General features: G+C 70.0%; 21 protein-coding genes and 1 pseudogene. 14 read left to right on the plus strand and 8 right to left on the minus strand.

Annotated features, from left to right (window positions below; translation table 11 throughout):
• Positions 1-26 precede the first annotated feature (26 nt).
• Positions 27-1,355, plus strand: a complete 1,329-nt coding sequence (locus tag AC5P1B_RS27255; protein WP_493890434.1) for a hypothetical protein — start codon at positions 27-29, stop codon at positions 1,353-1,355.
• 244 nt (positions 1,356-1,599) lie between these two features.
• On the opposite strand, the gene AC5P1B_RS27260 is transcribed toward AC5P1B_RS27255, so the two are convergent.
• Positions 1,600-1,800 carry a hypothetical protein gene (locus AC5P1B_RS27260; protein WP_493890435.1) on the minus strand — a complete coding sequence of 67 codons (201 nt, stop codon included), beginning with the start codon at positions 1,798-1,800 and terminating at the stop codon, positions 1,600-1,602.
• Positions 1,801-2,235: 435 nt separating this feature from the next.
• Here AC5P1B_RS27260 and AC5P1B_RS27265 point away from each other — a divergent pair, with 435 nt between their 5' ends.
• Genes AC5P1B_RS27265 through AC5P1B_RS27275 form a run of 3 tightly spaced genes read left to right on the plus strand, consistent with a single transcriptional unit; the run spans position 2,236 to position 4,025 of the window.
• Positions 2,236-2,643 (plus strand): cytochrome P450, encoded by a 408-nt coding sequence (locus AC5P1B_RS27265; RefSeq protein ID WP_493890437.1) that lies wholly within the window; start codon positions 2,236-2,238, stop codon positions 2,641-2,643.
• A gap of 48 nt (positions 2,644-2,691) precedes the next feature.
• Positions 2,692-2,985, plus strand: a complete 294-nt coding sequence (locus tag AC5P1B_RS27270; protein WP_493890438.1) for a hypothetical protein — start codon at positions 2,692-2,694, stop codon at positions 2,983-2,985.
• The gene (locus AC5P1B_RS27275) at positions 2,982-4,025 is read left to right on the plus strand and encodes an SDR family NAD(P)-dependent oxidoreductase (RefSeq protein ID WP_493890439.1); all 1,044 of its coding nucleotides are present in this window, start codon (positions 2,982-2,984) and stop codon (positions 4,023-4,025) included. Before AC5P1B_RS27270 ends, AC5P1B_RS27275 begins: the two co-directional genes overlap by 4 nt.
• Positions 4,026-4,156: 131 nt before the next feature.
• Here AC5P1B_RS27275 and AC5P1B_RS27280 read toward each other — a convergent pair.
• Positions 4,157-4,564, minus strand: a pseudogene (locus AC5P1B_RS27280) (class I SAM-dependent methyltransferase); the annotation flags it as partial.
• 352 nt (positions 4,565-4,916) lie between these two features.
• On the opposite strand from AC5P1B_RS27280, the gene AC5P1B_RS27285 reads away from it, so the two are divergent.
• The 6 genes from AC5P1B_RS27285 (at position 4,917) to AC5P1B_RS27310 (ending at position 11,715) form a co-directional block, all read left to right on the plus strand.
• Positions 4,917-5,069, plus strand: coding sequence for a hypothetical protein (locus AC5P1B_RS27285; RefSeq protein WP_493890441.1), 153 nt, complete (start codon positions 4,917-4,919; stop codon positions 5,067-5,069).
• Positions 5,070-5,221: 152 nt separating this feature from the next.
• Positions 5,222-7,222, plus strand: coding sequence for a B12-binding domain-containing radical SAM protein (locus AC5P1B_RS27290; protein ID WP_493890443.1), 2,001 nt, complete (start codon positions 5,222-5,224; stop codon positions 7,220-7,222).
• Positions 7,219-8,253 carry a multinuclear nonheme iron-dependent oxidase gene (locus tag AC5P1B_RS27295; protein ID WP_493890444.1) on the plus strand — a complete coding sequence of 345 codons (1,035 nt, stop codon included), beginning with the start codon at positions 7,219-7,221 and terminating at the stop codon, positions 8,251-8,253. The genes AC5P1B_RS27290 and AC5P1B_RS27295 overlap by 4 nt, the downstream gene beginning before the upstream one ends.
• Positions 8,250-9,050: a hypothetical protein gene (locus tag AC5P1B_RS27300; protein WP_493890446.1), complete on the plus strand. Its 801-nt coding sequence runs from the start codon at positions 8,250-8,252 to the stop codon at positions 9,048-9,050. Before AC5P1B_RS27295 ends, AC5P1B_RS27300 begins: the two co-directional genes overlap by 4 nt.
• A 68-nt stretch (positions 9,051-9,118) precedes the next feature.
• The gene (locus tag AC5P1B_RS27305; RefSeq protein ID WP_493890447.1) at positions 9,119-11,035 is read left to right on the plus strand and encodes a RiPP maturation radical SAM C-methyltransferase; all 1,917 of its coding nucleotides are present in this window, start codon (positions 9,119-9,121) and stop codon (positions 11,033-11,035) included.
• Positions 11,032-11,715 (plus strand): DUF5825 family protein, encoded by a 684-nt coding sequence (locus AC5P1B_RS27310; protein ID WP_493890448.1) that lies wholly within the window; start codon positions 11,032-11,034, stop codon positions 11,713-11,715. The genes AC5P1B_RS27305 and AC5P1B_RS27310 overlap by 4 nt, the downstream gene beginning before the upstream one ends.
• Positions 11,716-11,844: 129 nt before the next feature.
• Here the strand turns inward: AC5P1B_RS27310 and AC5P1B_RS27315 are convergent, their stop codons facing one another.
• The 4 genes from AC5P1B_RS27315 to AC5P1B_RS27330 form a co-directional block, all read right to left on the minus strand.
• Complete coding sequence (locus AC5P1B_RS27315) at positions 11,845-12,546, minus strand: class I SAM-dependent methyltransferase (protein ID WP_493890450.1); 702 nt, start codon at positions 12,544-12,546, stop codon at positions 11,845-11,847.
• 142 nt (positions 12,547-12,688) lie between these two features.
• Complete coding sequence (locus tag AC5P1B_RS27320) at positions 12,689-16,027, minus strand: patatin-like protein (protein ID WP_493890452.1); 3,339 nt, start codon at positions 16,025-16,027, stop codon at positions 12,689-12,691.
• A 350-nt stretch (positions 16,028-16,377) separates the two neighbouring features.
• Positions 16,378-17,196, minus strand: a complete 819-nt coding sequence (locus AC5P1B_RS27325; RefSeq protein WP_493890454.1) for an SAM-dependent methyltransferase — start codon at positions 17,194-17,196, stop codon at positions 16,378-16,380.
• Between the two features lie 13 nt (positions 17,197-17,209).
• A complete protein-coding gene (locus AC5P1B_RS27330; RefSeq protein ID WP_493890455.1) occupies positions 17,210-18,028 on the minus strand; it encodes a helix-turn-helix domain-containing protein in 819 nt (272 codons plus the stop codon).
• A 154-nt stretch (positions 18,029-18,182) separates the two neighbouring features.
• Here AC5P1B_RS27330 and AC5P1B_RS27335 point away from each other — a divergent pair, with 154 nt between their 5' ends.
• From AC5P1B_RS27335 to AC5P1B_RS27350, 4 genes are all read left to right on the plus strand, one after another.
• Positions 18,183-18,674: an ATP-binding protein gene (locus tag AC5P1B_RS27335; protein ID WP_493890456.1), complete on the plus strand. Its 492-nt coding sequence runs from the start codon at positions 18,183-18,185 to the stop codon at positions 18,672-18,674.
• 583 nt (positions 18,675-19,257) lie between these two features.
• Positions 19,258-19,500 (plus strand): hypothetical protein, encoded by a 243-nt coding sequence (locus AC5P1B_RS27340; RefSeq protein WP_493890458.1) that lies wholly within the window; start codon positions 19,258-19,260, stop codon positions 19,498-19,500.
• Complete coding sequence (locus AC5P1B_RS27345; RefSeq protein WP_493890459.1) at positions 19,493-20,596, plus strand: response regulator; 1,104 nt, start codon at positions 19,493-19,495, stop codon at positions 20,594-20,596. The genes AC5P1B_RS27340 and AC5P1B_RS27345 overlap by 8 nt, the downstream gene beginning before the upstream one ends.
• 401 nt (positions 20,597-20,997) lie before the next feature.
• Positions 20,998-21,099, plus strand: a complete 102-nt coding sequence (locus AC5P1B_RS27350; RefSeq protein WP_493890460.1) for a DUF6191 domain-containing protein — start codon at positions 20,998-21,000, stop codon at positions 21,097-21,099.
• 117 nt (positions 21,100-21,216) lie between these two features.
• Here AC5P1B_RS27350 and AC5P1B_RS27355 read toward each other — a convergent pair whose 3' ends face one another.
• On the minus strand, positions 21,217-21,753 hold the full coding sequence (locus tag AC5P1B_RS27355) for a calcium-binding protein (RefSeq protein ID WP_493890462.1): 537 nt from the start codon (positions 21,751-21,753) through the stop codon (positions 21,217-21,219).
• Between the two features lie 289 nt (positions 21,754-22,042).
• Positions 22,043-23,257, minus strand: coding sequence for a PucR family transcriptional regulator (locus AC5P1B_RS27360; protein WP_493890463.1), 1,215 nt, complete (start codon positions 23,255-23,257; stop codon positions 22,043-22,045).
• Between the last annotated feature and the right edge of the window lie 85 nt (positions 23,258-23,342).

The raw sequence follows: 23,342 nt of genomic DNA on the forward strand, positions 1-23,342 counted from the left end.
ATGGGCCTCGACGGAAGAGGAGAGCAATGAGCGCCACCGACAACGCGCAGCAGTTTGCGGCCGGCGACAACGCCGGTGGTCCGGAGATCCGCACCCTCGGATACGCCAACCGCTTCGCGACCTGGGACAGCGAGTTCCGCTACGACGGCCGGTTATCGGCACCCAAGGGCGTGAAGATCAAGGGAATCAAGTACGACTGGGACGGCGAGGGGACGGTCGACAGCGACGCCGGCAAGAAGGAGCGCGGCGAGGGCGGCACGGGCCAGGAGTACGAGGTCGTCGACACCGTCACGGTCGGCGACCGGGACCTGATCACCTTCACCCTCCGCGGCGACCTGAACGTCGACAAGACGGTCCGCGGTGAGAACGTCCAGACCTACCCGATCAAGATCGAGGTCACGCTGGACAACGGCGGCGTGCGCACGGTCGCTCCCCGCGTCGAGGCGCTGAACCCGAACTGGGACAAGAGCTACCCCGAGGGCACCGGCCGCCCGTTCGTCCGGCTGCCCTACGACAGCAACTGGGACCGCTACCCGGACCAGAAGGGCCAGAGCCAGGCCGGCTTCGGCTACGTCACCGACAGCGGCCTCGTGCACGACCGGACGCTCTTCATCAACCTGGTCAACCCGCGCCTGCCCGACGAGGCCGACGGCTACGTCTACTACCAGCTGGTCCACGAGGACGGCGAGCCCTCGCGCCTCACCCCGCTGCCGAAGAAGCAGTACCTGCGGGCGCGCAATGACAGCGCCAAGTCGGACTGGGTGGACCTGCCCGCCTTCCACATGGGCGAACTTGGCGACAAGCCCGGCTACTACCGTTTCCTGGTGTGGCCGCAGGCGGCCGAGGGCCAGGACACCTTCAGCCACCAGTACGGCTGGGACCCGAGCAAGCCCGAGGACGCCTTCCAGGTCGGCAGCATCTACTTCCGGTGCCAGGGCTACCTGCCGGAGTGGGCCCGGGTCTCGCTCACCGTTACCGACCGGCGCAGCCCGCAGATGGTGGCGCAGGGTGAGGAGAGCTTCTGGCCGAGCGTGACGGTGAAGAACACCGGCGTGGAGCGCGTCGGCACACAGACCGTCACCGTCCGCGCGCCGCAAGGGATGGCGTTCACCGAGCCCAAGCTGTACTGGGGGCGCAACGGGCTGCCGCAGAACTGGTGGACCGTGGGTGAGCTGTCGGTGGACAGGGCCACACTGACGGCCCGGATTCCTCTGGATCTCAACCCCGGCGAGTTCGCGACTCTGTGGGCGCCGCTACGGGTGGGAGCGGAGGCACCGACCGGCCTGACGCATGTGACGTTCGAGGTCGGAGCGGCCCGCGGGGCGGCCGTACCAGAGGTCACGCCGCGGAAGTAGGTCACCCGAAACCCAGGCCCCGGGCCTCAGTTCTCTTGCGTACGAGCGGGCGGGCGAGGTAAAGGCGTCGGTGATGAGAAGCCCGGCCACATGGTCGACGCCAGCGGTCCTCCTGTAGGGCAAGCCTCCCGCCCGCTCCTCAGAACCGCCCCCTCGACCAGCAGCCAGCACGGGGACGCCGTCACGGCCAACCAGGAAGTCACCACAGGCGCAGGACACCGGGCACGCTGACGAAAGCGGGGCCTCACAAAGGCCGCTCTGCGCAAGTGCGGCCTGCGGAGGGCAGCCATGGCCGGTCCCTCGCCGTGCGGCGCAGCAGCCAGCCCACCACGACGAGCACCGCGGCGAACGCGTAGGCCCACGTGCCCAGTCCGGCGGCGTCGGTGACGGCCCGGCCGGTGACGTACTTGGCGGCGCCCGCGATGGCCACGCCGATCCATCCCATCGGCCGTCCAGCGCGGCCAGCAGCAGGGTGTACCAGGGGTATCCGGGGGCCAACAGCAAGAAGGCGGTCCCTGTGACCAGGAGAGCGCCACTACACCGGCCCGCTCGATCCACCGGCCGATCCGCGGTTTGAGGGTGGCCGCGACGCGTCAGGCCTGGAGCGCGCGACCGCGACGGCCGATGTCGAGTGCAAGAAGCGGACCGGTCTGGTCCGCGAGTGGTTCGCCGTCGAATCGACGGCCATCCAGCGACCCCTGATCCGAAAGCACCGTGCCGCGCTGGACCGGGTGGCGCGGGCGAGGCCGAGCTGGCCGCGGCCCGCAGCAGTCCGTCCGGGTGACGCCCGCCCGGGCCGGGCCCCTCCGGGGGACGCCCGCCCAGGCCAGGGCGCGGGCCGCCACACGCTGCGGGCGGTGCGCGCCGGGCGTAGCCGCTCATGGAGGTTGCCGCGAGGGCAGCACGTGAGGCGCCCGCGGCGCCCACCGCTCGGGGCCGGCTGCCGCTGGTCGGCCACGCCCTGCGGCTCGACCGCGACGCCCTGGACTTCGTTCGAGGGCTTCGGCGGTACGGGCCCGTGGTGAAGATCTTCATCGGTCCGCGACCGGTGTACGTGGTGAACTCCCCGGAGATGATCAGGGAGGTGCTGGCAGTCCAGGCCCGGGGATTCGACAAGGGAGCGATGGTCGACGCCCTGCGCCGACCGCTGGGCAACGGGCTGATCACCGCCTCCGGCGACTTCCACCGCCGCCAGCGCCGGCTCATGCAGCCGGGCTTCCACGCCGAGCGCATCGCCCGTTACACGGACATCATGTCCGAGCGGTCCGTGGCACGGGCGGCCTCCTGAAAGCCCGCCACCGCCTTCGACCTGGTACCGGAGATCAACCGGCTCACCATGGACATCCTCCTGCGGACGCTCTTCGCGGACGACCCGGGCCCGGAGCTGCGCGCCGCCGTCAAGGGCTGGCTCGGCGTCAAGTACCGCTCGACGCGCCTGGCCCTGTCCCCCCTCCAGGCGTGGGCGGAGCGTGTCCCCGCGCTGCCGGAATGGCGGCCACCGGACGCAGGCCCGCTGGATCGGTTGCTCGCGGTCCAGCGCCGGATCATCGACGAGTACCGGTCCGACGGAAGGGACCGCGGCGACCTGCTGTCGATGCTCTGCTCGCGGAGGGGCCGGACGGCGCGATGAGCGACGACGAGGAGGTCGTCGACGAGCTGATCACCCTCTTCCTGGCCGGTACCAGGACCGTCAGCGCGTCCTCGGGGCGGCCTGTGCGCGCCGGCTGGCCGCCGAGGGCGCCGTGGTCCTGGTCGCCGAACTCGACGAGGGCGGCGCCGACCGGATCGCCGGACAGATCACTGCCGCGGGCGGCCGGGCCCTGGCCCGGCGGGTGGACCGTCACCGACGCGGCCTCGGTCGAACGGGCGGTGCACGAGGCGTCCGGCCTCGGGGACGGGCTGCGGATCGCCGTCAACAGCGCGGGCGTCAACGGTGCCCTGCTGCCGCTGGGGGAGTTCCCGCTCGACGAGTTCGACGCCGTGACGCGGGTGAATCTGTACGGCGTCTTCCACTCGATGCGGCGCCAGCTCCCCGCCATGGCCGCCGCGGGCGGCGGAGTCGTCGTCAACATCTCCTCCGTGGCGGCCCACTCGGGCTTCCGCGGCCACGCCGCCTGTGCCGCGGCCAAACAGGGGGTGCTGGCGCTGACCCGCACAGCCGCCCGGGAGTACGCGGACTCCGGCATCCGGGCGCTCTCCGTCTCGCCAGGCGTCGTGGACCCCCTGATGGTCGCGGCCTTGCCACCCGGTGCGACCGACGCACTGCTGGCCTCCGTCCCGTTGCGGCGAACGGCACGACCGGCCGAGGTCGCCGACCTGATCGCCTTCCTTGCCTCCGACGAAGCCTCGTGCCTCACCGGCAGCGACCACGTCGTCGACGGGGGCTATCTGGCGAAACAACGGGGCCCCGGCAGGCGCATCCCGTACGAGTGCTCCCGCTCATACGACGGCTGCGGGTTCCTGCCCCCATGCTGGGCTGGCGACCGCCGTCTCACCCGTCTCGACGAGGACGGTCCTGACCGGGGCGCCCCGCTCGCCTCACGGCCGTTCGCCTCTGGGCGGGCCTCGGCTGACCGGCATGGCAGCGCGTCTTCGTCTCGCGTCTCACGGCGACGCAGCACGGCATGCCGGGCCTGCCACCTGGCGGAACGATTGCCGATCGGGGCATAACCCATCTCCAGGACGGTGAAGAGAGGGTCGACCAGGGTCAAAAACGTCTCCTCCGCCATGCGGGAAGGACCTCGCACCGTGCGGACTTCCTTGTCCAGGGTGGCCGCGCTGGCCCCCACATGGAACCAGAGTCCCTCCGGGAGGCAGACACGCGCGAGAGCCCCGACGAGGGAACGCCGGTCTGCCGCATCTGGTAGGGCGTGCAACACCCCGCGCTCCAGAACCACCGGAAAAGGCGGAAGTGGTGGCGGCACCTCGGTGATATCGGCCACCGTGAACCGGGCGTTCAGCGAATCCGGTGTCCTGGCGCGTGCCGATTCGATCGCCCGCGGCGAGAAATCGCATCCGGTGACCTGGTAGGCGTGCTCGGCGAGCCAGCGTGAGGTGGCGCCAAGACCACATCCCACGTCCAGTATTTCAACGGGCGGTGGTGCGTGCCGGGCGAACAGGCCGGCGAGGTGACCGGTGGGCGGCTCGTCCCAGACCGGATCACCGAAAAGGTAGGTCAGATCCCATTCTCGCGCCGTCATGGGCTTCATGCAACGTGGCCCTCCTCCGTCGTCCGCCTTCCCTTCCCGTCAGAAGCTATCCGGTGAAGTCCGCGCTGTGCAGACCGGGGAACCAGCCGGTGCCTACCGCGCGCAAAAGGGAATCACGAACCGCTCGCTGCCAGGCCACAGCCGCCACCTCGCACCCTGGCGAAACAAATCTTCATAGCCCGGCTGGCGAGCTGATCTCGAACAATGTCTCAAATTCGCGATACCTCCGCCGTTGTGGCGCCTGGCAGCACGCATCTAGCGTGTGAGGCCCCCCACTGCGGCGGCGCGACGCGGATCGGTGCGACACCGATCTCTTCTCCGCAATCTGCCATTTCCGATCAAGGGAGGGACCATGACCGCTGTGTATCCCGAAGGGCGCGTCGAGGAGGAATTCGCCGAACTCGACGAACTGGAAGTGATCGATTCCAGCGAGCTGAAAGTCGGTGGCGCTTACCACGCCTACGCGTACATCTATGCGGAGGACATCTACGACGTCGCCGACTAAGGGCTGTCCGCAATTCTGCCGTCCGGCGACGGGCGCGAAGAACGAGAAGAAGGAGCGGCAGCGCGAACGGACTTCTGCCTCCGCGGGTAAGTCCGCAGACTGCCGCGGGTTCACCGTGATTCACGAGAGTCCGATGGGCAAGGAGGTGGCCCGTGTCGTCCACAAGCGTGCCGCATGGCGAACCCGTTGACGCGCTCCTGCTCTTTCCACCGCAGACGGAAGCCAGGTTCTTTCCGTACCTGAGCCTGCCCTACCTGACCGGCCACCTGCGGCGCCGGGGTCGGCGCGTTCATCAGGCCGACCTGAACATCGCCCTGCTGCACGAGCTTCTGCGCCGGCCTGAACTGCTGGGGCAGGCAGTCCGTGCCCAGGGCGGCGGCGGTGTGAGTGGCTGGTACCGCCGGGAGATGGCCGAAGCCTTCGGCCGGCACATCGGCGAGCTCCGCGCCCATGTCATGGGGAAGACGTCACCGGGCGAACTCGGCGCCGCCCGTTCCGTCCGGCTGGCCAGGCAAGCGCTCGAACTGCTGGTGCGTGACACCTTCCTCACGTCGGCATGGCGTGACCTCGATCAGTTCGACAGCGCCGTGCGGCGGGCGGCGGCACAGCCGCCCGCCGCGTCCGGAGCCGCGGTCGAGGTGCTCCACCGCCTGGTTGACGAACTGCTGGCCCGCCACTCTCCCCGCGTGGTCGGACTGTCAGTGGCCTTCTTCAGCCAGCTCGGCCCCGCCCTGCTGATCGCCGCCTGGATCAGACGGTCCAGGCCGGACGTGAGGATCTGCCTCGGCGGCCAGCAGATCATGCTCCGGGACGCGGACCTGGCGGTCCTGCCCGGAGTCCGCGGCACGGTCGACGCCCTGTGCTGGACCGGCGGCGAGGAACCGCTCGAACGCTGGCTCGCCGCCCTCGGCGGGACGATCCCGCTGACCGCGGTCCCGGGCATGACCTGGCTGCCGTGCTCCGGCGCCACCTACCGGTCCCGGCACCCCCTGACCTTGCGCTTCCGCGACCTGGGGCCTCCCGACTACGCCGGGCTGCCGTTCCGCTCGTACCTCAACGAGGGCATGGAACTGGCGATCATCTCCTGCGTCGGCTGCTACTGGGGACGGTGCGTCTTCTGCGCGTACGGCAACCGATCGCTCCCGCCCGGCGCGTACCAGCAGGCCACCGCGACGCAGATCGCCGACGCCGTGGAGACCGTGGTCCGTGACACAGGCACCCGGTCCGTGGCGATCGTGGACGAGAACACCAACCTCCGCCTGATCACGAAGGCGATGCGCGAGGTGCGCGACCGCGGTGTGACGGTGCGGTTCGGGGTGCGCAGCCGACTGGAGTCCAACCTGGCCGACCCGGCGTTCTGCCGCGCTCTCGCCGACGCGGGCTGCGCGATGATCGCCGTCGGATACGAGGGGAACTCCCAGCGGCTGCTCGACCTGATGGACCGGGGCGTGCGCGCGGCCGACTACCAGCGGATCGTCGACAACGTCACCAGGGCGGGCATCGCCCTGCGGTTGTCCGTGATGGGCCACCTGCTCGACGAGACCCCGGCCGAGTTCGAGGCATCCATGCGGTTCCTTGTCGAGAACGAGAAGCACATCGGCATCGACGCGCTGGAACTCATGGTGCCGGAGCCCGGCAGCAGGCTGGCGCAGGACCCCGAACGCCTCGGTCTGTCGCTGGACACCTCGGGCCTGCTCACCGGCAACCCCGAGCTCAGCTACCTCGCTGGGCGGGTCGGCTACCCGCTGACGGTCCGCGGCGGCCCGACGCGGGCGGAAGCCCTCGCCCGCCTGACGCGTCTGTTCCACTCGGTCCGGCCGGGCCGGGTGAGCACCGTCCACCCGCCGTCACGCCTGGCGTCCGGTCGCGGCGACCCGCGCGCGGTCGAAGCCGTGCGGCCGCACCCGTGGGTCGGGACCGTGCCGGCCCCCATCGACGCGGTGGCGGGCCGGATCGCGATCGCCGACCTCGTCTGGGAGCAGTTCTACGCACTCCCGCGCCGTGATGTCGAGCAGCACCCCGACGGCCTGCTCACGGCGCGCACTGAACGCGGCCGACGGCTGCTGGCCCGCCTGGTCGACGTGGCGGCCGCCGAGCCGCACCCGGTGCCCTCCACCGACGTGGGCATGGAGCACGCCAGGAGGACATCGTGACCGAACCGCCCCACGCCACCTCGCGGGCCGGGACACCATCCGCCCCTGGCCGGACACGCGACGGTCAGGACCGCCCCCCGCGCAGGCTGGGCCTCGGCCTGCTCATGGACATGCCGTGGTCCGGCAAGGGCCTCGGCGGGCGGGGTGTCGGCTTCGAGGAGACGGACGACGGAGGCGACATCCCGCCCCGGGTGCGCGCCTTCCTCCAGCGCCACGGCGGGGACTTCGGATACGCGGCCCACTCCTTCCAGCCGCGCTCGCGCGCCACCCCGCGGGCGGCCGACTACGTCGGTGCGTACGACCGCTTCCAGGAACCGCTGCCCACCGGGCTCCCTCGCGCCTTCCACCAGACCGAGCTGAACATGGGCACGCCCGAGCGCTACGACCGCCGGCCGGTCGCCGAGTTCACCAACGAACTCCACGCCCGCTACGGCTTCGCCTGGGTGGTCGAGGACCTGGGGATCTGGAGCCTGCGCGGCTACCCGCTGCCCTATCCGCTGCCGCCGCCGCTGACCCGGCCCGGCCTGGACATCTCCACCCGGAACGTGGCGGAGGCCGCCGAACTCCTCGACCCGCCGCTGCACGTCGAGTTCCCCGGCTTCACCGAGGGCGGGTCCTTCGCCCTGGGAAACCTCGACGCCTTCGAGTACTTCGCCAGGCTGGCGGAAGACGCCGATGTGTGGGTGACGTTCGACGTCGGCCACCTGCTCAGCTACCAGTGGCTTCGCGGGCGCACCGGCCCGGACATGTTCGACGGGATCGAGGCGCTGCCGCTGGGCCGCTGCCGCGAACTCCACCTGTCCGGCTGTCAGATCGTGGGCGGCAAGTTCCGCGACCTGCATCACGGCGTACTCCTGAACGAGCAACTTGAGCTCACCGCCCACCTGCTTCCCCGCTGCCCGAACCTGCTCGGCGTGACGTACGAGGACCCGGTGTTCCGCGACGACGGCCAACTGGTCGAGAAGTCGCGGCGGAACTACGACCGCCTCAAGGCGCTGGTCGCCGCGTGGCAGCGTGAGGAGGCCGCATGAGGGCGCCTCTCGACGCGTCGCTGAACGGACAGCAGCTCACCGACCTGCTCATGCGACTGCTGCTCGACGAACGCCTCAGAGCGCGGCTCGCGGCGGAAGACGCCGAGGCGGTGGCGGAGAGCGCCGGGGAGCTGGAATGTCTTGCGACGGTCGACCTCGTGGAACTCGACAACGCCGCCCGCCAGTTCCGTTCCTCGATCTGGAAGCTCGGCCGGGGTGGCGGCATCGCGTCCGCGTTCCCGCGCAGCCTGCGCGTCCTCGCGGCAGCGGGCGTGGGGGACGCGGAACTGCTCACCGGATTCCTGCGGTCTGAGGACTTCGGCAGGTTCCGCCTCGTCCCCTATACCGGGCGCGGCCTGTCGGCGGAGGAGGCGTTCGCGTCGTACCTGCTCGGCTTCGTCGCCGCGCAGCGGACCCGGCTCGCCGCCGGTGGCGTGGCCGAGACCGTCGTCCTGCGCGAGACCGTGGTTCACGAACTGCTGCTCGCCCTTTTCACGGCACTGGTCTGCGAACAGCCGCTGTCGTTCGCCATCGCCGCCGAGGCAATCGTCGAGACCGGCCGCGGCCACGCGACCCTGCGCCGGTACGCGCCCGGCTCCGTCGCCTCGTGGGTGACCCGCGAGACGGCGGCCACCCTGGCGGCGAGCGGCGAGCCCGTGCCGTACGCGTATTTCGCCACACCCGCCGGGGTCGCGAGCGGAGTGGTCTCCGCGCGTGTCGCCTTGGCGTTCGAGACCACCCCAACGGCCGAGGGCGACGCCGCCCGCCGCGCGCTCTCCACGCGCGGGCTCTGGTGAGGCGGCGCCGGCCCATGCGGCGCCGATCCTCGACCGGAAGGCCCCGGTGAGAAAGGGAACAGACTGTCATGCGCATTGTGTTGGTCGACATGCCGTGGTCGGCGATTGACGCGCCGTCCCTTGCTCTCGGTATTCTCAAGCGCCGGGTTCTCGACCTCTTCCCGGACGCCCGCGTCGACGTCATACACGCCAACCTCGACTACGTCGACTGGCTGACCGCTCGTACCGGCTTCACGTTCGAGGAGTACGACTTCTGTGCCAGTTCGTACTTCTCCGGGCACAGTGAGTGGATCTTCTCGGCGGCGCTGAACCAGCAACCCCGCTGGAAGGTAGAGGAGTTCACCGAGTCCCTCGGCGCGCGGGCACCGGAGTCCATGCTCGCCAAAGCTCAGGAACTGCATGAACTCGCGCCACTGTTCGTCCAGGAGACCGCCGCCCGGATCGTCGCCACCGCGCCCGATGTCGTCGGCTTCACCACCACGTTCGCGCAGAACGCCGCCACCCTGGCGGCGGCCCGCGCGGTCAAGGCCCTGGCACCGCGAACCGTGACCGTGTTCGGTGGCGCGAACTGCGACGGCCCGCAGGGCGCGGCCCTGCACAGGAACTTCCCCTTCATCGACTTCGTCGTACGAGGCGAGGGCGAGGCGACGTTCCCTCAGCTGCTCGCCGCCCTCCGGGACGGTGACGACGGCGACCTCGCCGGGATCGCCGGCCTGTGCTGGCACGACACGCGCGGCGACCGCGTCACCAACCTGATAGAGGCCAAGCCCCTGCCCCCGGCGGCACTCGTCACACCCGAGTACGGCGACTACTTCGACCAGCACGCGCGGTCCACCGCGGGCAGCTGGGTGGAACCACGCATCGTCGTGGAAGGCTCACGCGGCTGCTGGTGGGGCGAGAAGCACCACTGCACGTTCTGCGGACTCAACGGCTCGTTCATGGAGTTCCGCAGCAAGGACGCGGGCCGGTTCGTCGACGAGATCCTCGGCCTGGTCGAGCGCTACCGCATCCTGGACGTGTGGGTGACCGACAACATCCTCGACATGGCCTACCTCACCTCGATGGTTCCCCGGCTCCAGGAATCCGGATACGACCTGCGGCTGTGCTACGAGATCAAGTCGAACCTGCGCCGTGAACAGCTCCAGACCCTGTACGCGGCCGGAGTCAGCTACGTACAGGCCGGGGTGGAGAACCTCAGCAGCCGGGTCCTGAAAATCATGGACAAGGGCGTGACCGGCTGCCAGAACGTGCGGCTGCTGCGCGACGCGGAAACGGTCGGCGTCAACCTGAACTGGAACTACCTCTACGGCTTCCCTGGAGAACCCCCGGAGGACTACGACGACGTGGTCGACCAGATGCCCGCCCTGCACCACCTCACCCCACCCTTCAACGCCACCCGCATCAAGGTCGAACGCTTCAGCCCCTACTTCGACCGGCCGGAACTGGGCTTCGACGACCTGCGGCCCGCGTCGCACTACCACCACATCTACGACCTCCCTGACTCCGAACTGGCCGACCTCGTCTACATCTTCGACTCACCGCGGCGAGGCATCTCCTCGGACCGCCTCGACCGGCTGCGGCGGGCCATCAGCGACTGGAAGGACGCGTATCTCCACAGCCGCCTGACCCACTGCGACCTCGGCGACCACATCGTCCTCGTCGACACCCGACCCGGTTTCACCTGGCATCTGCTCGACCTCACCGACCCGCTGGAGGTGACCGTCTTCCGCCTCCTCGACGCGCCGCACACCCCGGCTGCCCTGCTGCGCAAGGCCGCAGCCCGCCACGAGGAGGCGACCGAGGCCCGGATCGGCGAACTGCTCGCACGATGGCGCGCCCTCGGCCTGGTCTTCACCGACGCGGGCCAGCTGATCCACGTCGCACCGGCGGTCGCCAACCAGGACCTGATGCGCCTGGACGGCAGCCGTCTCCACCGCGCCGAGCCGCTCGCCGCGGCCCTGGCCACCACAGGAGGCCCCCGATGAGCACGCGTCCGGTTCCGGCCTTCGCCCCGTCCTCCGCCTCCGTGCCCCTACCGCTGTGGAGGGACCGCGACCCGGCAGCACGGCGTCTCCCGGGGATGTACGCCGGCAGCGTCGACGTCCGCGACGATCCCCTCAGTACGGTGCCGAGGCTCGCCGCCGACGGGGTCCAGTACGTCCGGCTGCCCGAGACCGTCGACCTGTCGGACCCCGACGGCACGGCCGCGGTGGCCTCCCTCGTCGCCGTCCGGGAATTCACCAGCTTCGGCATCGCCGTCGACTGGACGCTGCGCCTGCCCGGCGGTCGCCCGGCCGAACCGGCCGACTGGCGGCCGCTCAGTCACCTCCACCCGCCGACGGCCGTACTCTGCGACTACGCCGATGACGACATCGCGACCCAATGGCGAGACTCCTTCCACGCCGCGAAGTGCGGCTACCGCCACGGCCCCGGATTCATCGAGGTCCGCGACCGCCGCTCCGGCTCGTTCAAACGCCTGGTCATCCGCAACAGCCAGCACGACCACGGCATCCAGCCCCTGCTGCGCGGCGTACCCGAGGCGCACCTGGCGCAACCGGTCATCGCGCGCTACACGCGGGCCGACCTGCTCCACCGGGCAGGACGCTTCCTGTGGTGGACGCCGTACCGGATACGCCGCTGGCCGCTCAGCACCACGATCCCCTAGCCGGCGGACCGCGCCAGATCCGGCCACAGCGGCAGCGTCGCACGCGGACGCGCGTGCGGATTCGTCGTCGGTCATCGAACTGGCCGCTTGGCGAGGCAGGCACCTGGCGTGGGAGGAGGGCGGCCGTCATCAGACGGGAACCGCCTCCACCCAGCTGTGGTCCTCGGTGAGATACCGGGTGAGACGGAGCCCGGCGGCCGCGAGCAGACGTTCCAGCGTCTCGTCCGGGACATCCCGGGAGAGGAAGGAGTGGGACCACCGCATGCCATCGGCCTCGTACTCGATCCGCACGGCGGAGACGCCGGGCTTGGTCCGGTCGATGGAGGCGATCCGCATACGGACGCCCGCCCGCCCCTCTCCGTCCGGGCGCCGACGAACGTCGTACCAGTCCTGTCCCTCGCGCTCCACCAACACCCGGCCGCCCGGAGCGACATGGCGTCGGCAGCACCGCAACATGGCGGCACACGACGCGGGCTCGGCGGTGTTGATCAGATAGGAACCGAGCAGCACGGCATCGAACCGCTCGCCAAGGTCGAGTTCCTCGATTGAGCTGTGCACCGTGCGGGCGCCTCTGACTCGGTCCAGCATCTCCCGCGACTCGTCCACGGTGACGACCTCGTAGCCACGCTCCAGCAACGTATGGGTCACCCGCCCTGACCCCGAGCCCAGTTCCAGGATGGAGGCTCCCGGCGGAACGGCGGTGGCGATGACATCCGGCTCGGCTCCCGCTGGGAGCCGAGCGTACAACTCGACCGAGTTCCCGTCCGGCGTGAACGCCCCCGGACCGGTGCCCCGTCCGCGGGGACCGGGCGCGTACGCTCTCTCGCTCATCTCACACCCCCCGGTGTTGAGTGGCAGTGTACGGAGCACCTCGGGGAATCATGTCCGGCCAGACCACCATAGTGGTGACGACCACGTATCCAGAGGGTCCCTCACGCGTTGGGAGTCTCCTTCCCCCACTACCCCCCGCTCCTCAGCCCCCGTTGGCTCCCTCGCGGGCGCGGGCGCGCCGCGCTGCCTTCTTTGCCGCGGTGTGCTCGCGCTTGGCCTGCCGCAGCTGGGTGGAGATGTCCTCAACGCGCTGGTGTGCCCGTCGCTGGGCCTCGGCGGGGTCATCATCGGAGTAGGGGGACTCGCGCGTGCTGGTGTCGCGCAGTACTTGGGAGATCCACCAGCCGAGGACCACGATGAGTCCGCCTACGCCCGCCTTGATCGCCCAGCGCCAGATCTCGGAATCGAAGTGGTGGCGTTTCCAGTCCCAGTAGCCGTAACCGGCCAGGGCCAGTGCGGCGACGAACGCGGCGGTGAAGAGTCGCCACCCCACTCCGCGGGTGGCCTTGCTCTGCAGGGCCGCGGCCGACCAGCCGGAGAGCAGCAGCAGGACTCCGGCGAGGGTGAAGGCCAACGGCATGGCGGGGACGAAGATCGCTGCGGCGAGGAGTACGCCTCCGACGGCCACCGCGAGCTGGACGGTTCTTCTGCCGAACCGGCTGTCGCGGGTGAGGAAGGAGACCATGGCCCAAACGGCCAGTGTGTAACCGCGGAACGCGCTGAGGATCGTGGTGAGTGGCTTGGTTGTGGTGAGGGTGCTCGCCGTGTTCGCGGTGACGGCGGCGGTGTGGGCCGCTGTCAGCGCGAGGGTGTCGCCGCCCACCTCGTGCTCGATTCTTTGGCCGCCGATTCCCTGGGCCGCGTCCCATAGGTTCTTCAGGTCGTCCGGCGACAGCGTGCCGTCGCGTTCGAGGAGTTGTCTGCCGTAGGTCGTCCGCCATGCCTTGCTCGACTTGGGGCAGTCGTAGCCCTCGCTGTCGATCGCGCTCGCCAGGTGGCCGAGGTCCTGGTGGAGGATGCCCGTCTGCATGGCCAGGGTGACCGCTTCCACACAGCTTCGAAAGCGCGGGTCGGCCGCGGCGGCGGCTGGATCACCGAAGTCGGGCTGCTGAGCGGCGGCTCCCGGGAGCGAGGGCCCCGGGCATGGGGCATCGGTGACAATCCGGTCCTGGATGAAGCTTCGGCACGTGTCCTCGATGCCGTTCCAGTGATGGCGGAACCAGTCGCGGTGAGGGGAGTCCGGGCCGGGTACGACGCAGTCACGGATCAGGCGGACAAGCCTTTCCTCGCGGGCCTTTCTCTCGCGAGCCGGGCCTGAGCCGAGCTGGCGCAGCCGTTCGATGGACAGCAGCATGCGGACGATATGCGCGGCGCCGTCCATGCGCCCGTGGAGCCAGTCGTTGAGCCGCCAGGACCTGCGGTAGAAGGCGCCGAAGTGATGCAGCTGTCTGCCGGTCAGCCGACCGGGGTTGTTGGAGGAGAACTGGATGAGCTCCACCTCCTGCTCGACGTTCCGGCTCGCGCCGGCGAAGGCCAGGAGCACGACGTCCAGGCGCAGCATCCGCCGGAGGATGCCGGACGAGGTGGTGCCTGTCCCGCTGAGGAGGTAGTCCGACAGGGCCGCCAGGTGGTCGCGTTCCACGCCTTGCGGGTCGAGCGCGTCATGCCCCTCGCGTGCGACCTCGCGTACGTGCTCGGCACAGTCTTTCAAGCAGGTGGCGAGGTGGTGAGCCTGGGCGTACTGCCGTTGCCGGCGCGCCGCTGTCCCGCTGCCCGGTGCCTGGCCGGCGTCCCACTCCCCGAGGATGTCCTCCAGCCATCGCGCCAGCTCGGCATTGTTCGCCGCCCTGCCCAGGGCGTCCTCCTTGCGCCGGGGCATCGGCTGAGTGGTGCGCGTGGCCGCTTGTGTCCAGTGCTTGGTGAGATCGCGAGAGTCCTGGCCGATCTCCTGGAAGGTCTCGGGGACCTGTTGGCGCGCGTGCACGATGGCCTTGCGCGCCTCCGAGCCGATGGGAGCCAGCCACAGGGCGCGTTTGAGTACGTCGATGACCATGTCGGCGAGCCTGTGGACGGTTGTCTGGCCCCAGTCCCATTCCCGTCCGTCTCGGTCGAGAGCGGAGGTGAGGTCACCACTGGGGACGAAGGACGTGGGACCCTCTCGCCTGGCCCGGATGAGTTCGCGCAGCTGTGTGATCAGCTCGCGCTCGCTCCACGCGCTTGCCTCCGTGCCCTTCTGGCCCGCCGCGAGGTGCTGACCGATGGTGCGAGCGGCGCTTTCGACGCGGGCTTCGATGTATCCGTTCCATGCCCGCTGGGACAACGCGTCGGCGGTGCCGGCATCACCCGTCATCGCTGTGGCGAATCGAGTCCGTGCCCGGCGGCGTAGCCGGACGTCCTCGTTGCGCTTGCGGATCTCCTCAAGCTCCCGGGAGACCGAATCGGTCGATCGCAGCCGGGTGAGGACCTGCATCAGGACCTGCGGTGCCTTCGGTGGTCCGCTCCCGGGTGCCATTGCCTGGTCAGCTGGCATGCCCTCGCCCGGGTCGGGGACGACGTACGCGAGCAGGCGGCGGATCTGCAGCTGGGCGGGCTGCCGGTACACCATTTCCAGGGCTGGGCGAATCGGCTTGTTCAGCAGCAGTCCGCCGTCCAGGACGTACTGCGAGTTCCGGAAGTCGACCAGGCCGGCCCTTGACGGCCAGGGTCCCTCGCCGGCCTTTTCGTGTGGAGGCACATCGACCCAGCGTGGTTCGAACGCACCGGGGAAGGAGGAGGAGCACCGCGCGGCTTCCGCGAGCTGCCCGACCACGCTGTCAGACGTCAGATCACCCGCACTGCCGTCTTCGGTACGGTGCGTGCTGAAACGGAACCTCGCGTCCCGGTCCACCTCCGCGATGCGTACGCCCATGTCGTCGCTGAACGACGTCTGCCGGCCCTGCCACAACGTGCCGGTCAGAATGAGCTCGACGGGATGGTCGCCCTCGCCTTCCCCTCCGCTGGCAACGGGGGGCGGCGAAGAGGTCCTGATGCCCTCCAGAGCGCTCTTGAGTTCTCGGAGAAAGTAGTCATCGCCCGTGAGCAACGACGGCGGGTCCTTGTGGAGGGGGTCCCGCAGCAGCTTTTCCAGTCCGCCTCTGTCTGCCCACAGATCGCGCATCGAGGCGATATCGCGGCCACGCGCCAAGCCGAGTGCGAGAAACGCACCGTTGAGGCCGCCTGCGGAGGACCCCGCGATGACATCGACGCGGGCGTCGGCGTGCAGGAGATCGAGCAGCGGCCGGTAGCTGGGCTCGGCCCAGCGGCGGGCCATCGCCAGACGGTGCAGCTCAAGAGTGACCCCGCCCATCCACACCGCGAGGCTCACCCCGCCGCTCATCACCACGGCGACGCGGATCTCCTGCCGGTCGCACGTCTCGTCGTCCGGCGGCAGCGACCGGCTGCCGGACAGTGATGCGGTGCCCGCTTCTGCCGGACCTGCCAAGGCTCCTCCCTCGGACCGGATGGCTCCCAGCGCCCCTCCATCTCAACACTGTCCGGAGCCGAGCCGCTGGACCAGTCCTCCGCTTGCGTGTCGGGGCCCCCATCCAGCGCAACAGTGGCCGTGAGGCGGGCGTCGCACTGCTACCGGGCCCCTGCACCGACCCGAACAGGAAGGAGGCGCTGCTCCCCGTGCGGGTGCCACCCCCACGGCTTCGCCTCGTGGGAGGCATGAGTGCTCGTGCGCCCCCTTCACTCTGGCCGGCATTCCGGCTGGCGCAGAGGCGTACCCCCGGGCAGCACTTCAGCGCCCGGTCGCCCGAGCGCTGAGGCAGGGTAGTGCGCGAGGTGCGGCTAGCGGACGCGGGCGACGGCGCCGTAGCCGATGCCCGCACGGGCGGGGAGGGTGTCATCGTCAGGGCGCCAGTCGGGCATCAGTACCAGGCCGGGGTCCACCATCTCCAGGCCGTCGAAGACGCGGGCGATCTGGCTCCGGCTGCGCAAGGTGAAGGGGATGACGCCCGGTTGCTGGTTGTACTGCTCTTCGGAGGCGATGACAGCGGGGGAGGTGGGGGCGGAGTGGCTGAGGATGAGGTAGCTGCCGGAGGCGACGCTGTCCACGAACTGCCGTACCAGGGTATAGACCTCGGTGTCGTCCGCGATCAGACCCAGGGAGTCCGACAGGATCAGGGCGATGGGACGGTTGAAGTCCAGCGTGTCGGCGGCTTGGCGCAGGACGTCGGCGGTGTCGCGCATGTCGGCGATGAAGCAGGCGGTGCGGCCTTCGAGGGTGCTGTCGAGGTACGCCTCCTGATACATGCTCACCATCGGATCGTTGTCGACGTAGACCACGCGGGCATCGGGCGCGTGGCGCTGGACGATCTGGTGGACGTTCGGCTCGGCGGGCAGGCCGGCGCCGATGTCGAGGAACTGGCGCACCCCCGCGTCGCGGGCGGCCCAGCGCACGGTACGCCACAGGAACTCGCGGGCGGCCGTGACCAGGTAGCCGACCTCGGGGAGCTGTGCGGCTATCGCTTCGGCGGCCGCGCGGTCGGCCGGGTACCAGTACGTCCCTCCTAACCAGCAGTTGTAGACACGGGCGCTGTGGGCAACGGTGGCGTCCACGCCGGTGGGCGGGTGCGCCCGGCCCCCGGGGCCGGTGGAAGTGGTCATGGGTGACGCTCCTTCACGGGATGGTCGGGGCGGTGAGGTCGGGCGGCAGGGCGGGGGAGAAGCGGGCTACGGCGGAGGTGGCGTCGAGCCGCTGGCGCCAGATGGCGACCTGCTCGGGAGCGTTGATGATGGTGGTGGCGCCCGGCAGGAAGAGCAGGACCTGGTCGCCGAGCTCGTCCGCGTCCAGCCGCAGCAGTCGCAGCGGCGGCGCGCCGGTCAGCGGGTGCCAGCCGGCGTGCAGCGGCAGGATCTGGAGGGTGACGCGCGGTCGGGTGCGGGCAGCTTCCAGGACCTGGAGCTGGGTGTGCATCACCTCAGGTGGGCCGATGGCGGTGTGCAGGGCGGCGGCGGAGATCACCGCCCATATCCGGGTCTGGCGGCGCTCCAGCCGCCGCTGGCGCTCGGCGACGAGCTCCACCGCCAGGTCGAGCTGTTCGGTGGTGTGGTCCGGGTGCTGGGCGCGGTGGAGGGCGGCGGTGTACTCCGGGATCTGGAACAGGTCCGGCACCAGTGCGGGGTCATAGATCCGTACGAAGGAGGCGGCGCTCTCCAGCGCGAGCCAATCCTGGTAGTCCCGGAGCATCACGGCTTGGTAGCGCTGGTGCCACCAGCCCGGCCGGGCCGCTCCAGCGGCCTGCTCCACCAGCCGCTCCCGCTCAGCCGGGGAAAGGCCGTAGAGGGTGAGCAGCTGCTCGATCAGACCCAGATCGAGCGAGGTCTTGGCCTCCTCCATACGCCAGAGCGTGGTGTGGGCGATGCTCGCGGCCCCGGCGGCCTGGGCCACGCTCCAGCCGACCTCCTCACGTACCCGGCGAAGCCTCTTCGCTACCACGCGATGCTCCAACGTGGGGCTGGGCCGTGGCCGTTGTGCCATTCCTACCCCCTGTGCCGGTTCTCGGTTCGCTGTCGCCCCGTGCAGGGGCATGCTGCTCAATTCCTGTGGGTGCGATATTGCCAATCGCGCAAACTGCGAGCATGGTGAGTGTATGAGCGGCTGCTACCCGGAGGAACCCCTCCGTAACGAACCGGGCAGCTGGCGGGGCAGCTGGGCCGCGCGTGCTGCCGCTGGCTACCCGCCGAGCCCGAGAGCCCCGGCCATCGCCCGGAACCACGTACGTATCGCACTGAGCCACTGGGGCCTGGACGAGCACACCATCGGGCGCGCGGCCCTCCTGGTCAGCGAACTGGTGACCAACGCGGTCGAGCACGGTCGCCGGGGCGGCCCGATGTGCGTGGTGTGGTGCCACATACGCCGCACCGCGGGCGGGGTGCGACTGGGCGTGTGGGGTCCCGCGAGCGACACCGTTCCCCGGGCTCGCCGCCCGATCGCCCCAGATCACGAGGTGGACGTCGCGGCTTTGGAGGAGTCCGGCCGTGGGTTGCTGATCGTGGACGCGATGTCCCAGGAGTGGGGGACCCGCCGCGGCCGCGTCGGTCGCGAGGTATGGGTCCTGATCCCCGACGTGGCACACCCATGACGCACGGCCGTCAGGCCAGGACCGCACGCACGAACCGCGACCTCTGTGACGCCCCTGGCCGGCGCGATGTCCTGACCCGGCCTGAGACGCTGGGCCGACTCCGTATGTCGTAGGCGCTCCCACCGGCCGCGCTGCCGCACGCGTAGCGCGAGCGCGCCGCGCCCGTACTGGAGGGCCTGGACGCAGGCGGCGACCTCCCCGGTGGCGACATCTGCCGGTTCGTCGACCGGGACCGTCGCCGTCCCCCTTGCCGCGCCCCCCGCTCTCGTACGCCCGTACAACGCTGCCTCGCACTCCAGCTAGCCACGCCAAGGCAGCCACCTCCGTCAGCCGCGCACCCCGCAGGTGTTGCAGGAAACACCTGCCCCCGCAGACGGCGCGACGCGTCCGTCCAGGCATCCGGTCAGCAGCAAGTGCTGCTCAGCGGGGGAGCGTTGGGGTGGCAACGGCGCTCGGTGTTGCCGATATCACGGTTGCTGAGCGCAACACCCGCGTCACGCTCCAAGCTGTGGCTCATCTCCCGACGACCGTCCGGAGGTGTCAGCCCCTGCCGGGTGCCCGGCCGGATGATGAAGGAGATGTGATGGAACATCCGCTGCTGTCGTTGAGAGCGACGCTCGTGCTGTTGCTTGCCGTACTCACGGGCCTGGGGGCAGGAGTGCTGGCCATGCTGGCCGGCGAAAGCACCGCCCGCAGTGTCCTGTGCGGCCTGGCAGCAGCCGGCCCGGCGGTCCCCTTATTCAACCGGATGGTGGCCCCGGACAGACACGATGAGCAACGCGTGCTCCAGCACGAGGGCCCGGACTCCGGGAACGAGCATGGGTGAGCTCAGACCGCTGGCCGCCTGCCTGACCGAAGAGTCCCGCGCCCTGGCTCAGGCGTTGCGGGAGCTGTTCGACGGGCTGGATATCTCAGTGCGGCGATACGCGGCCCGCCGGGTCCGGGACGCTGGGACGTTCTCCCGGTACCTGAGCGGCACACGGGTGCCACCGTGGGAAGTGGTGATGGACCTGTTCACCGACCTCGCCGAACACCGGGGGAGCCCAGCGACGCCTGAGGCCATCGAACTGGTGCGGGGACTGCACCGCGCCGCTGTCGCGACCAGCCCCTCGCCCAAGCACGCCGTGGAGGTCCTCGAACAGCAGCTCGCGGACGCCGACCGGGTCTCACGCCGCTCCACCGCCCGCGGCGACGTGCTGGGTGACGCGCTGCTTGACCGCAAGCACCGCATCGCCGACCTGGAGGTGCGCCTGAGTCAGCTGGAGGCGGAATGGAGCGCGGAGCGCGAACGGGCCGACCGGCTGACGCAGGCATCCCCTGACATCTCGGAACTGCTGCGCGAACGCGACACGCTGCAAGGCGAGGTGGCCCGGCTTTCGTCCGAGCTGCTCGCGGCACACAAGCAGTGTGACCAGGCCGAGGAGCGTTGCGAACTTCTAGAGCGTCAGATGGAGGCCATCGAGAAAGTGCAGCAGACCGCCGACCTGCCGGCCACGTCCGTGTTGCCCGGCCCGGTGCCACCGAGCATGCCCAAGGTCCTGATCGTGGACGACCAGTCGGACAACCTGCTGGCCATGACCGCGGTCCTCTCGACGCTGGACCAGGAACTCGTGGCCGTCTCCTCCGGTCGTGAGGCGCTGAAAGCGCTGCTGGACCACGACGACTTCGCGGTGATCATCATGGACGTGCAGATGCCCCACATGGACGGCTATGAGACCGCCGCACACATCAAACGCCGCAACCGCAACCGTGACGTCCCCATCATCTTCCTCACCGCGATGGGAACCGACCCCGAACACTCCGCCCGCGGCTACGCCGCCGGTGCGGTCGACTACATCGGCAAACCCTTCGACCCATGGGTCCTCCGCGCGAAAGTCGCCGTGTTCACCGGCATCTACCTCGAACGCGGTGTCGATCGATGACCTGCTGCCCGGACGGCCGGACTCCGCACATCCGCGCGCGGGCGCCCGCAGGGAGCCGAGCGCGGGTCGGACAGGGACGAAGGACGCGTCGCCTCCTCATCAGACCTTCCCCGGGCGCCGCTGCTGGCTGGTGGAGGAGCTGCTGACCGCCTGCCGGACATCACGGCCGCCCCGTTGGCGCTGCCGCCGACGCCGGCTGCCTTGCCGCTGCCGGGGTCGTCAGCCGGTAGTACCCGTGGACCGGGCCGGGCGGGTGGTCCGTTCCGCACCCACCCGGTGAGGGTGCGTGGTCGGTCGGGTGCGGACGCGCGGCCCGGCTGGCTGCCCAGCGGTCCTTACCGCACTTCGAGTCCGAGGACGATGCCGTCGAAGTCGTCACTGTTGTCGTCCAGGGCCAATGGTTGATCCGCGACGATGAGGAGGACGGGGCGCCGCCGAACCGGACAACGGTGGACCTGGAGAGGGGGACCGCAGTCGTCCGGACGCCGCAGGCCGGCCAGTAGCGAGGCGCTGAGCACCGCGCCCACCGCTCCGGGAGGCACCCAGCGCCCGCTTTCCACCCACCTGCACGCTGACCCGAGGTCCCCTGGTGCGCCAGCCGGCCCCGGTGTGCCCGGGCGTCAGCGCTCGCAGTTCCTCTCTACTTCGGCATCGCACTCGTCGATGCCGGGACCACCGTCGACGGTGTCTGTTCCGGGCCCGCCAACGAGGACGTCATTGCCGTAGCCACCGACGAGGGAATCACTGCCGGTGCTGCCACGGATGATGTCCGGTCCGCCCTCGCCACGGATTCCGAACCCCGCGCCCTGCGGGAAGGGCTGGTCGCTGCTGCCGCCGGCCCAGTCGGCACCGTCCCCCAGGCAGACGATGACCTTGGAGCTGACGAGGTCGGTGAACACCAGGTCGTCGCCGCCGAGAGTGGCGAGCACCGCGCCGGGCTGGGCCCAGACGACGTCGTCGCCGTCCGTCCCCGTCCACGAGGTGTTGAAGGTGATACCGGTGATCGGATCGTTGCAGGTGTAGGCCGGTGTGGGTGTCGCGGCCCGAGCGGTCGAGGTCGAGGCCGCACCCGCGGGTCCTGTCGTAGCCAGAGCCATGCCGGTGGCGAGCGCGCCGGCCAGCACCAGGGTCAGGCGGCACCGCGTAGAAGTGGTCATTTCCCCTTCTCCCAGACTTCACGGTGGGGACGAAGGCCCCCGGAGGTAGGCAAGCCTCCCAACCGGGGGCCGTCGGGGTCTTCGTGATACCGGGCTAACTCTCCACCTCGAACCCGCGATCGATTCGTCATTGCTCGCAGCCATGCCCGCAGCCGGATACGGACAACTGGCGCTTCTGAGGTCCCGTCGGCAACTGAGCAGGCGGTGCCGAGGCTCGGACACGGGAAGGAGCACAGGCCAGGGCGCCGAGGCGCGCCGATCGTCGCGTCACACGGGGGAACCGGCCCGGTCACTGCCAGGCGCCTGCGAGTGCCCGGGCGGTGGCAGCGCTCAGTACGCGTACGCCGTACGTGGAGCCGGGGTCCACCCCCGTGAGATCGCGGACCCGTTGAAGGCGGTAGTCCAGGGTGCGCGGATGGATGTGCAGGGCCGCCGCGGTCCTGAGGCGGTTCATGTTGTGGTGGTAGTAGGCGTCGAGCGTGCTGAGCAGGTCGGGGCCGGGGCAGAGTCGTTGTGCCACGCCATGCAGCCATTGGTCGATCCGCGGTGTCTGGGCGACTGCGAGTTCGACGAAGACGTCGCGCATGCTGCGTATGCCGCGCGGCACCTTTTCCAGCGGCGCCACCTGGCTGACTTGCCGTGCACGGGCGTGCGCCTCCGCCAGCGCGCAGAGACGACCGGTGCAGGCACCGGGTGCGGACGGTCGGCCGACCATCTCCGCGAAGTCGCGCACCAGGGACAGAACACGCTCGTTTTCCGTACCCGTCATGTCCGCCATATGCGCCGCGTCCGCCGTATCCGTCCGACCGGGTCCGGCAGTCGGCACCAACGCGACGAACTCATCGGGCGTGTCCCACGCCATCGGCACCCGGTGGCGGTGCAGCAACATGTCGACGATCTCTTCGCGCTGCTCACCCGCAGACCCGAAAGGTTCGCTCGGCATCCGTACGACGGTCACGATGTAGTACTCGTGCAGGGGTACATCCATCGCACGCGCGAACTCGGGCGCGACCGGCTGATCGGAGAGCAGCATTCCCGCAAGCTGCCGCATGCGGCTGACGAGCGACAGTATGCGCTGCTGTCCCTGCACGTAGCCGCGCAGATAGGCGTCGCTGCCCCGGATGCCCTGCGGGGCGAACCAGCTGATCGCCTGCATGAGGTCGGTCATGTCACCAGGACTGGCCGCCTCATGGATCTCGTGCAGCATCAAGCCCGTGTGCAGTTCAAGCACCCGCTGGTGAGAGGCCAGAGATACGCCCGTCTCGCCACGCCGCTGTCCGATCGACGCGATGAAGGTGAGGTCTTCCTCGGTCAGTGGCCGGCTCTCTGGCGCGAGGTCGAGCGTGCGGCGCCGCAGCCACACGGCGTAGTCGAGGCTCTCCGCCCGGACGCGTGGATCACTCAACCGCGCCCCGTACCCGGGGACCTCGCGCCCGTAGACGTCGATTTCATGGTGGGCGTCAGCGTCCACGCGCTTGCCCAGCTGAACGAAGAGCTGTCCCATGTCGCTCCCCGGCCGACGATGTCAGAAGCCTGTGAGGAGGAGCCTGCCGTACCGGCACCACGAGCGGACAGTCCGCCGCCGGACA

It is taken from the genome of Streptomyces sp. A01 (assembly GCF_059026195.1).

What these genes read in the sequence shown, in the direction of transcription:
- AC5P1B_RS27255 (WP_493890434.1), top strand. Translation starts at nt 27, where the DNA reads ATGAGCGCCACCGACAACGCGCAGCAGTTTGCGGCCGGCGACAACGCC.
- AC5P1B_RS27260 (WP_493890435.1), bottom strand. Translation starts at nt 1,800, where the DNA reads ATGGGATGGATCGGCGTGGCCATCGCGGGCGCCGCCAAGTACGTCACC.
- AC5P1B_RS27265 (WP_493890437.1), top strand. Translation starts at nt 2,236, where the DNA reads ATGGAGGTTGCCGCGAGGGCAGCACGTGAGGCGCCCGCGGCGCCCACC.
- AC5P1B_RS27270 (WP_493890438.1), top strand. Translation starts at nt 2,692, where the DNA reads ATGGACATCCTCCTGCGGACGCTCTTCGCGGACGACCCGGGCCCGGAG.
- AC5P1B_RS27275 (WP_493890439.1), top strand. Translation starts at nt 2,982, where the DNA reads ATGAGCGACGACGAGGAGGTCGTCGACGAGCTGATCACCCTCTTCCTG.
- AC5P1B_RS27285 (WP_493890441.1), top strand. Translation starts at nt 4,917, where the DNA reads ATGACCGCTGTGTATCCCGAAGGGCGCGTCGAGGAGGAATTCGCCGAA.
- AC5P1B_RS27300 (WP_493890446.1), top strand. Translation starts at nt 8,250, where the DNA reads ATGAGGGCGCCTCTCGACGCGTCGCTGAACGGACAGCAGCTCACCGAC.
- AC5P1B_RS27305 (WP_493890447.1), top strand. Translation starts at nt 9,119, where the DNA reads ATGCGCATTGTGTTGGTCGACATGCCGTGGTCGGCGATTGACGCGCCG.
- AC5P1B_RS27310 (WP_493890448.1), top strand. Translation starts at nt 11,032, where the DNA reads ATGAGCACGCGTCCGGTTCCGGCCTTCGCCCCGTCCTCCGCCTCCGTG.
- AC5P1B_RS27315 (WP_493890450.1), bottom strand. Translation starts at nt 12,546, where the DNA reads ATGAGCGAGAGAGCGTACGCGCCCGGTCCCCGCGGACGGGGCACCGGT.
- AC5P1B_RS27325 (WP_493890454.1), bottom strand. Translation starts at nt 17,196, where the DNA reads ATGACCACTTCCACCGGCCCCGGGGGCCGGGCGCACCCGCCCACCGGC.
- AC5P1B_RS27335 (WP_493890456.1), top strand. Translation starts at nt 18,183, where the DNA reads ATGAGCGGCTGCTACCCGGAGGAACCCCTCCGTAACGAACCGGGCAGC.
- AC5P1B_RS27340 (WP_493890458.1), top strand. Translation starts at nt 19,258, where the DNA reads ATGGAACATCCGCTGCTGTCGTTGAGAGCGACGCTCGTGCTGTTGCTT.
- AC5P1B_RS27345 (WP_493890459.1), top strand. Translation starts at nt 19,493, where the DNA reads ATGGGTGAGCTCAGACCGCTGGCCGCCTGCCTGACCGAAGAGTCCCGC.
- AC5P1B_RS27355 (WP_493890462.1), bottom strand. Translation starts at nt 21,753, where the DNA reads ATGACCACTTCTACGCGGTGCCGCCTGACCCTGGTGCTGGCCGGCGCG.
- AC5P1B_RS27360 (WP_493890463.1), bottom strand. Translation starts at nt 23,257, where the DNA reads ATGGGACAGCTCTTCGTTCAGCTGGGCAAGCGCGTGGACGCTGACGCC.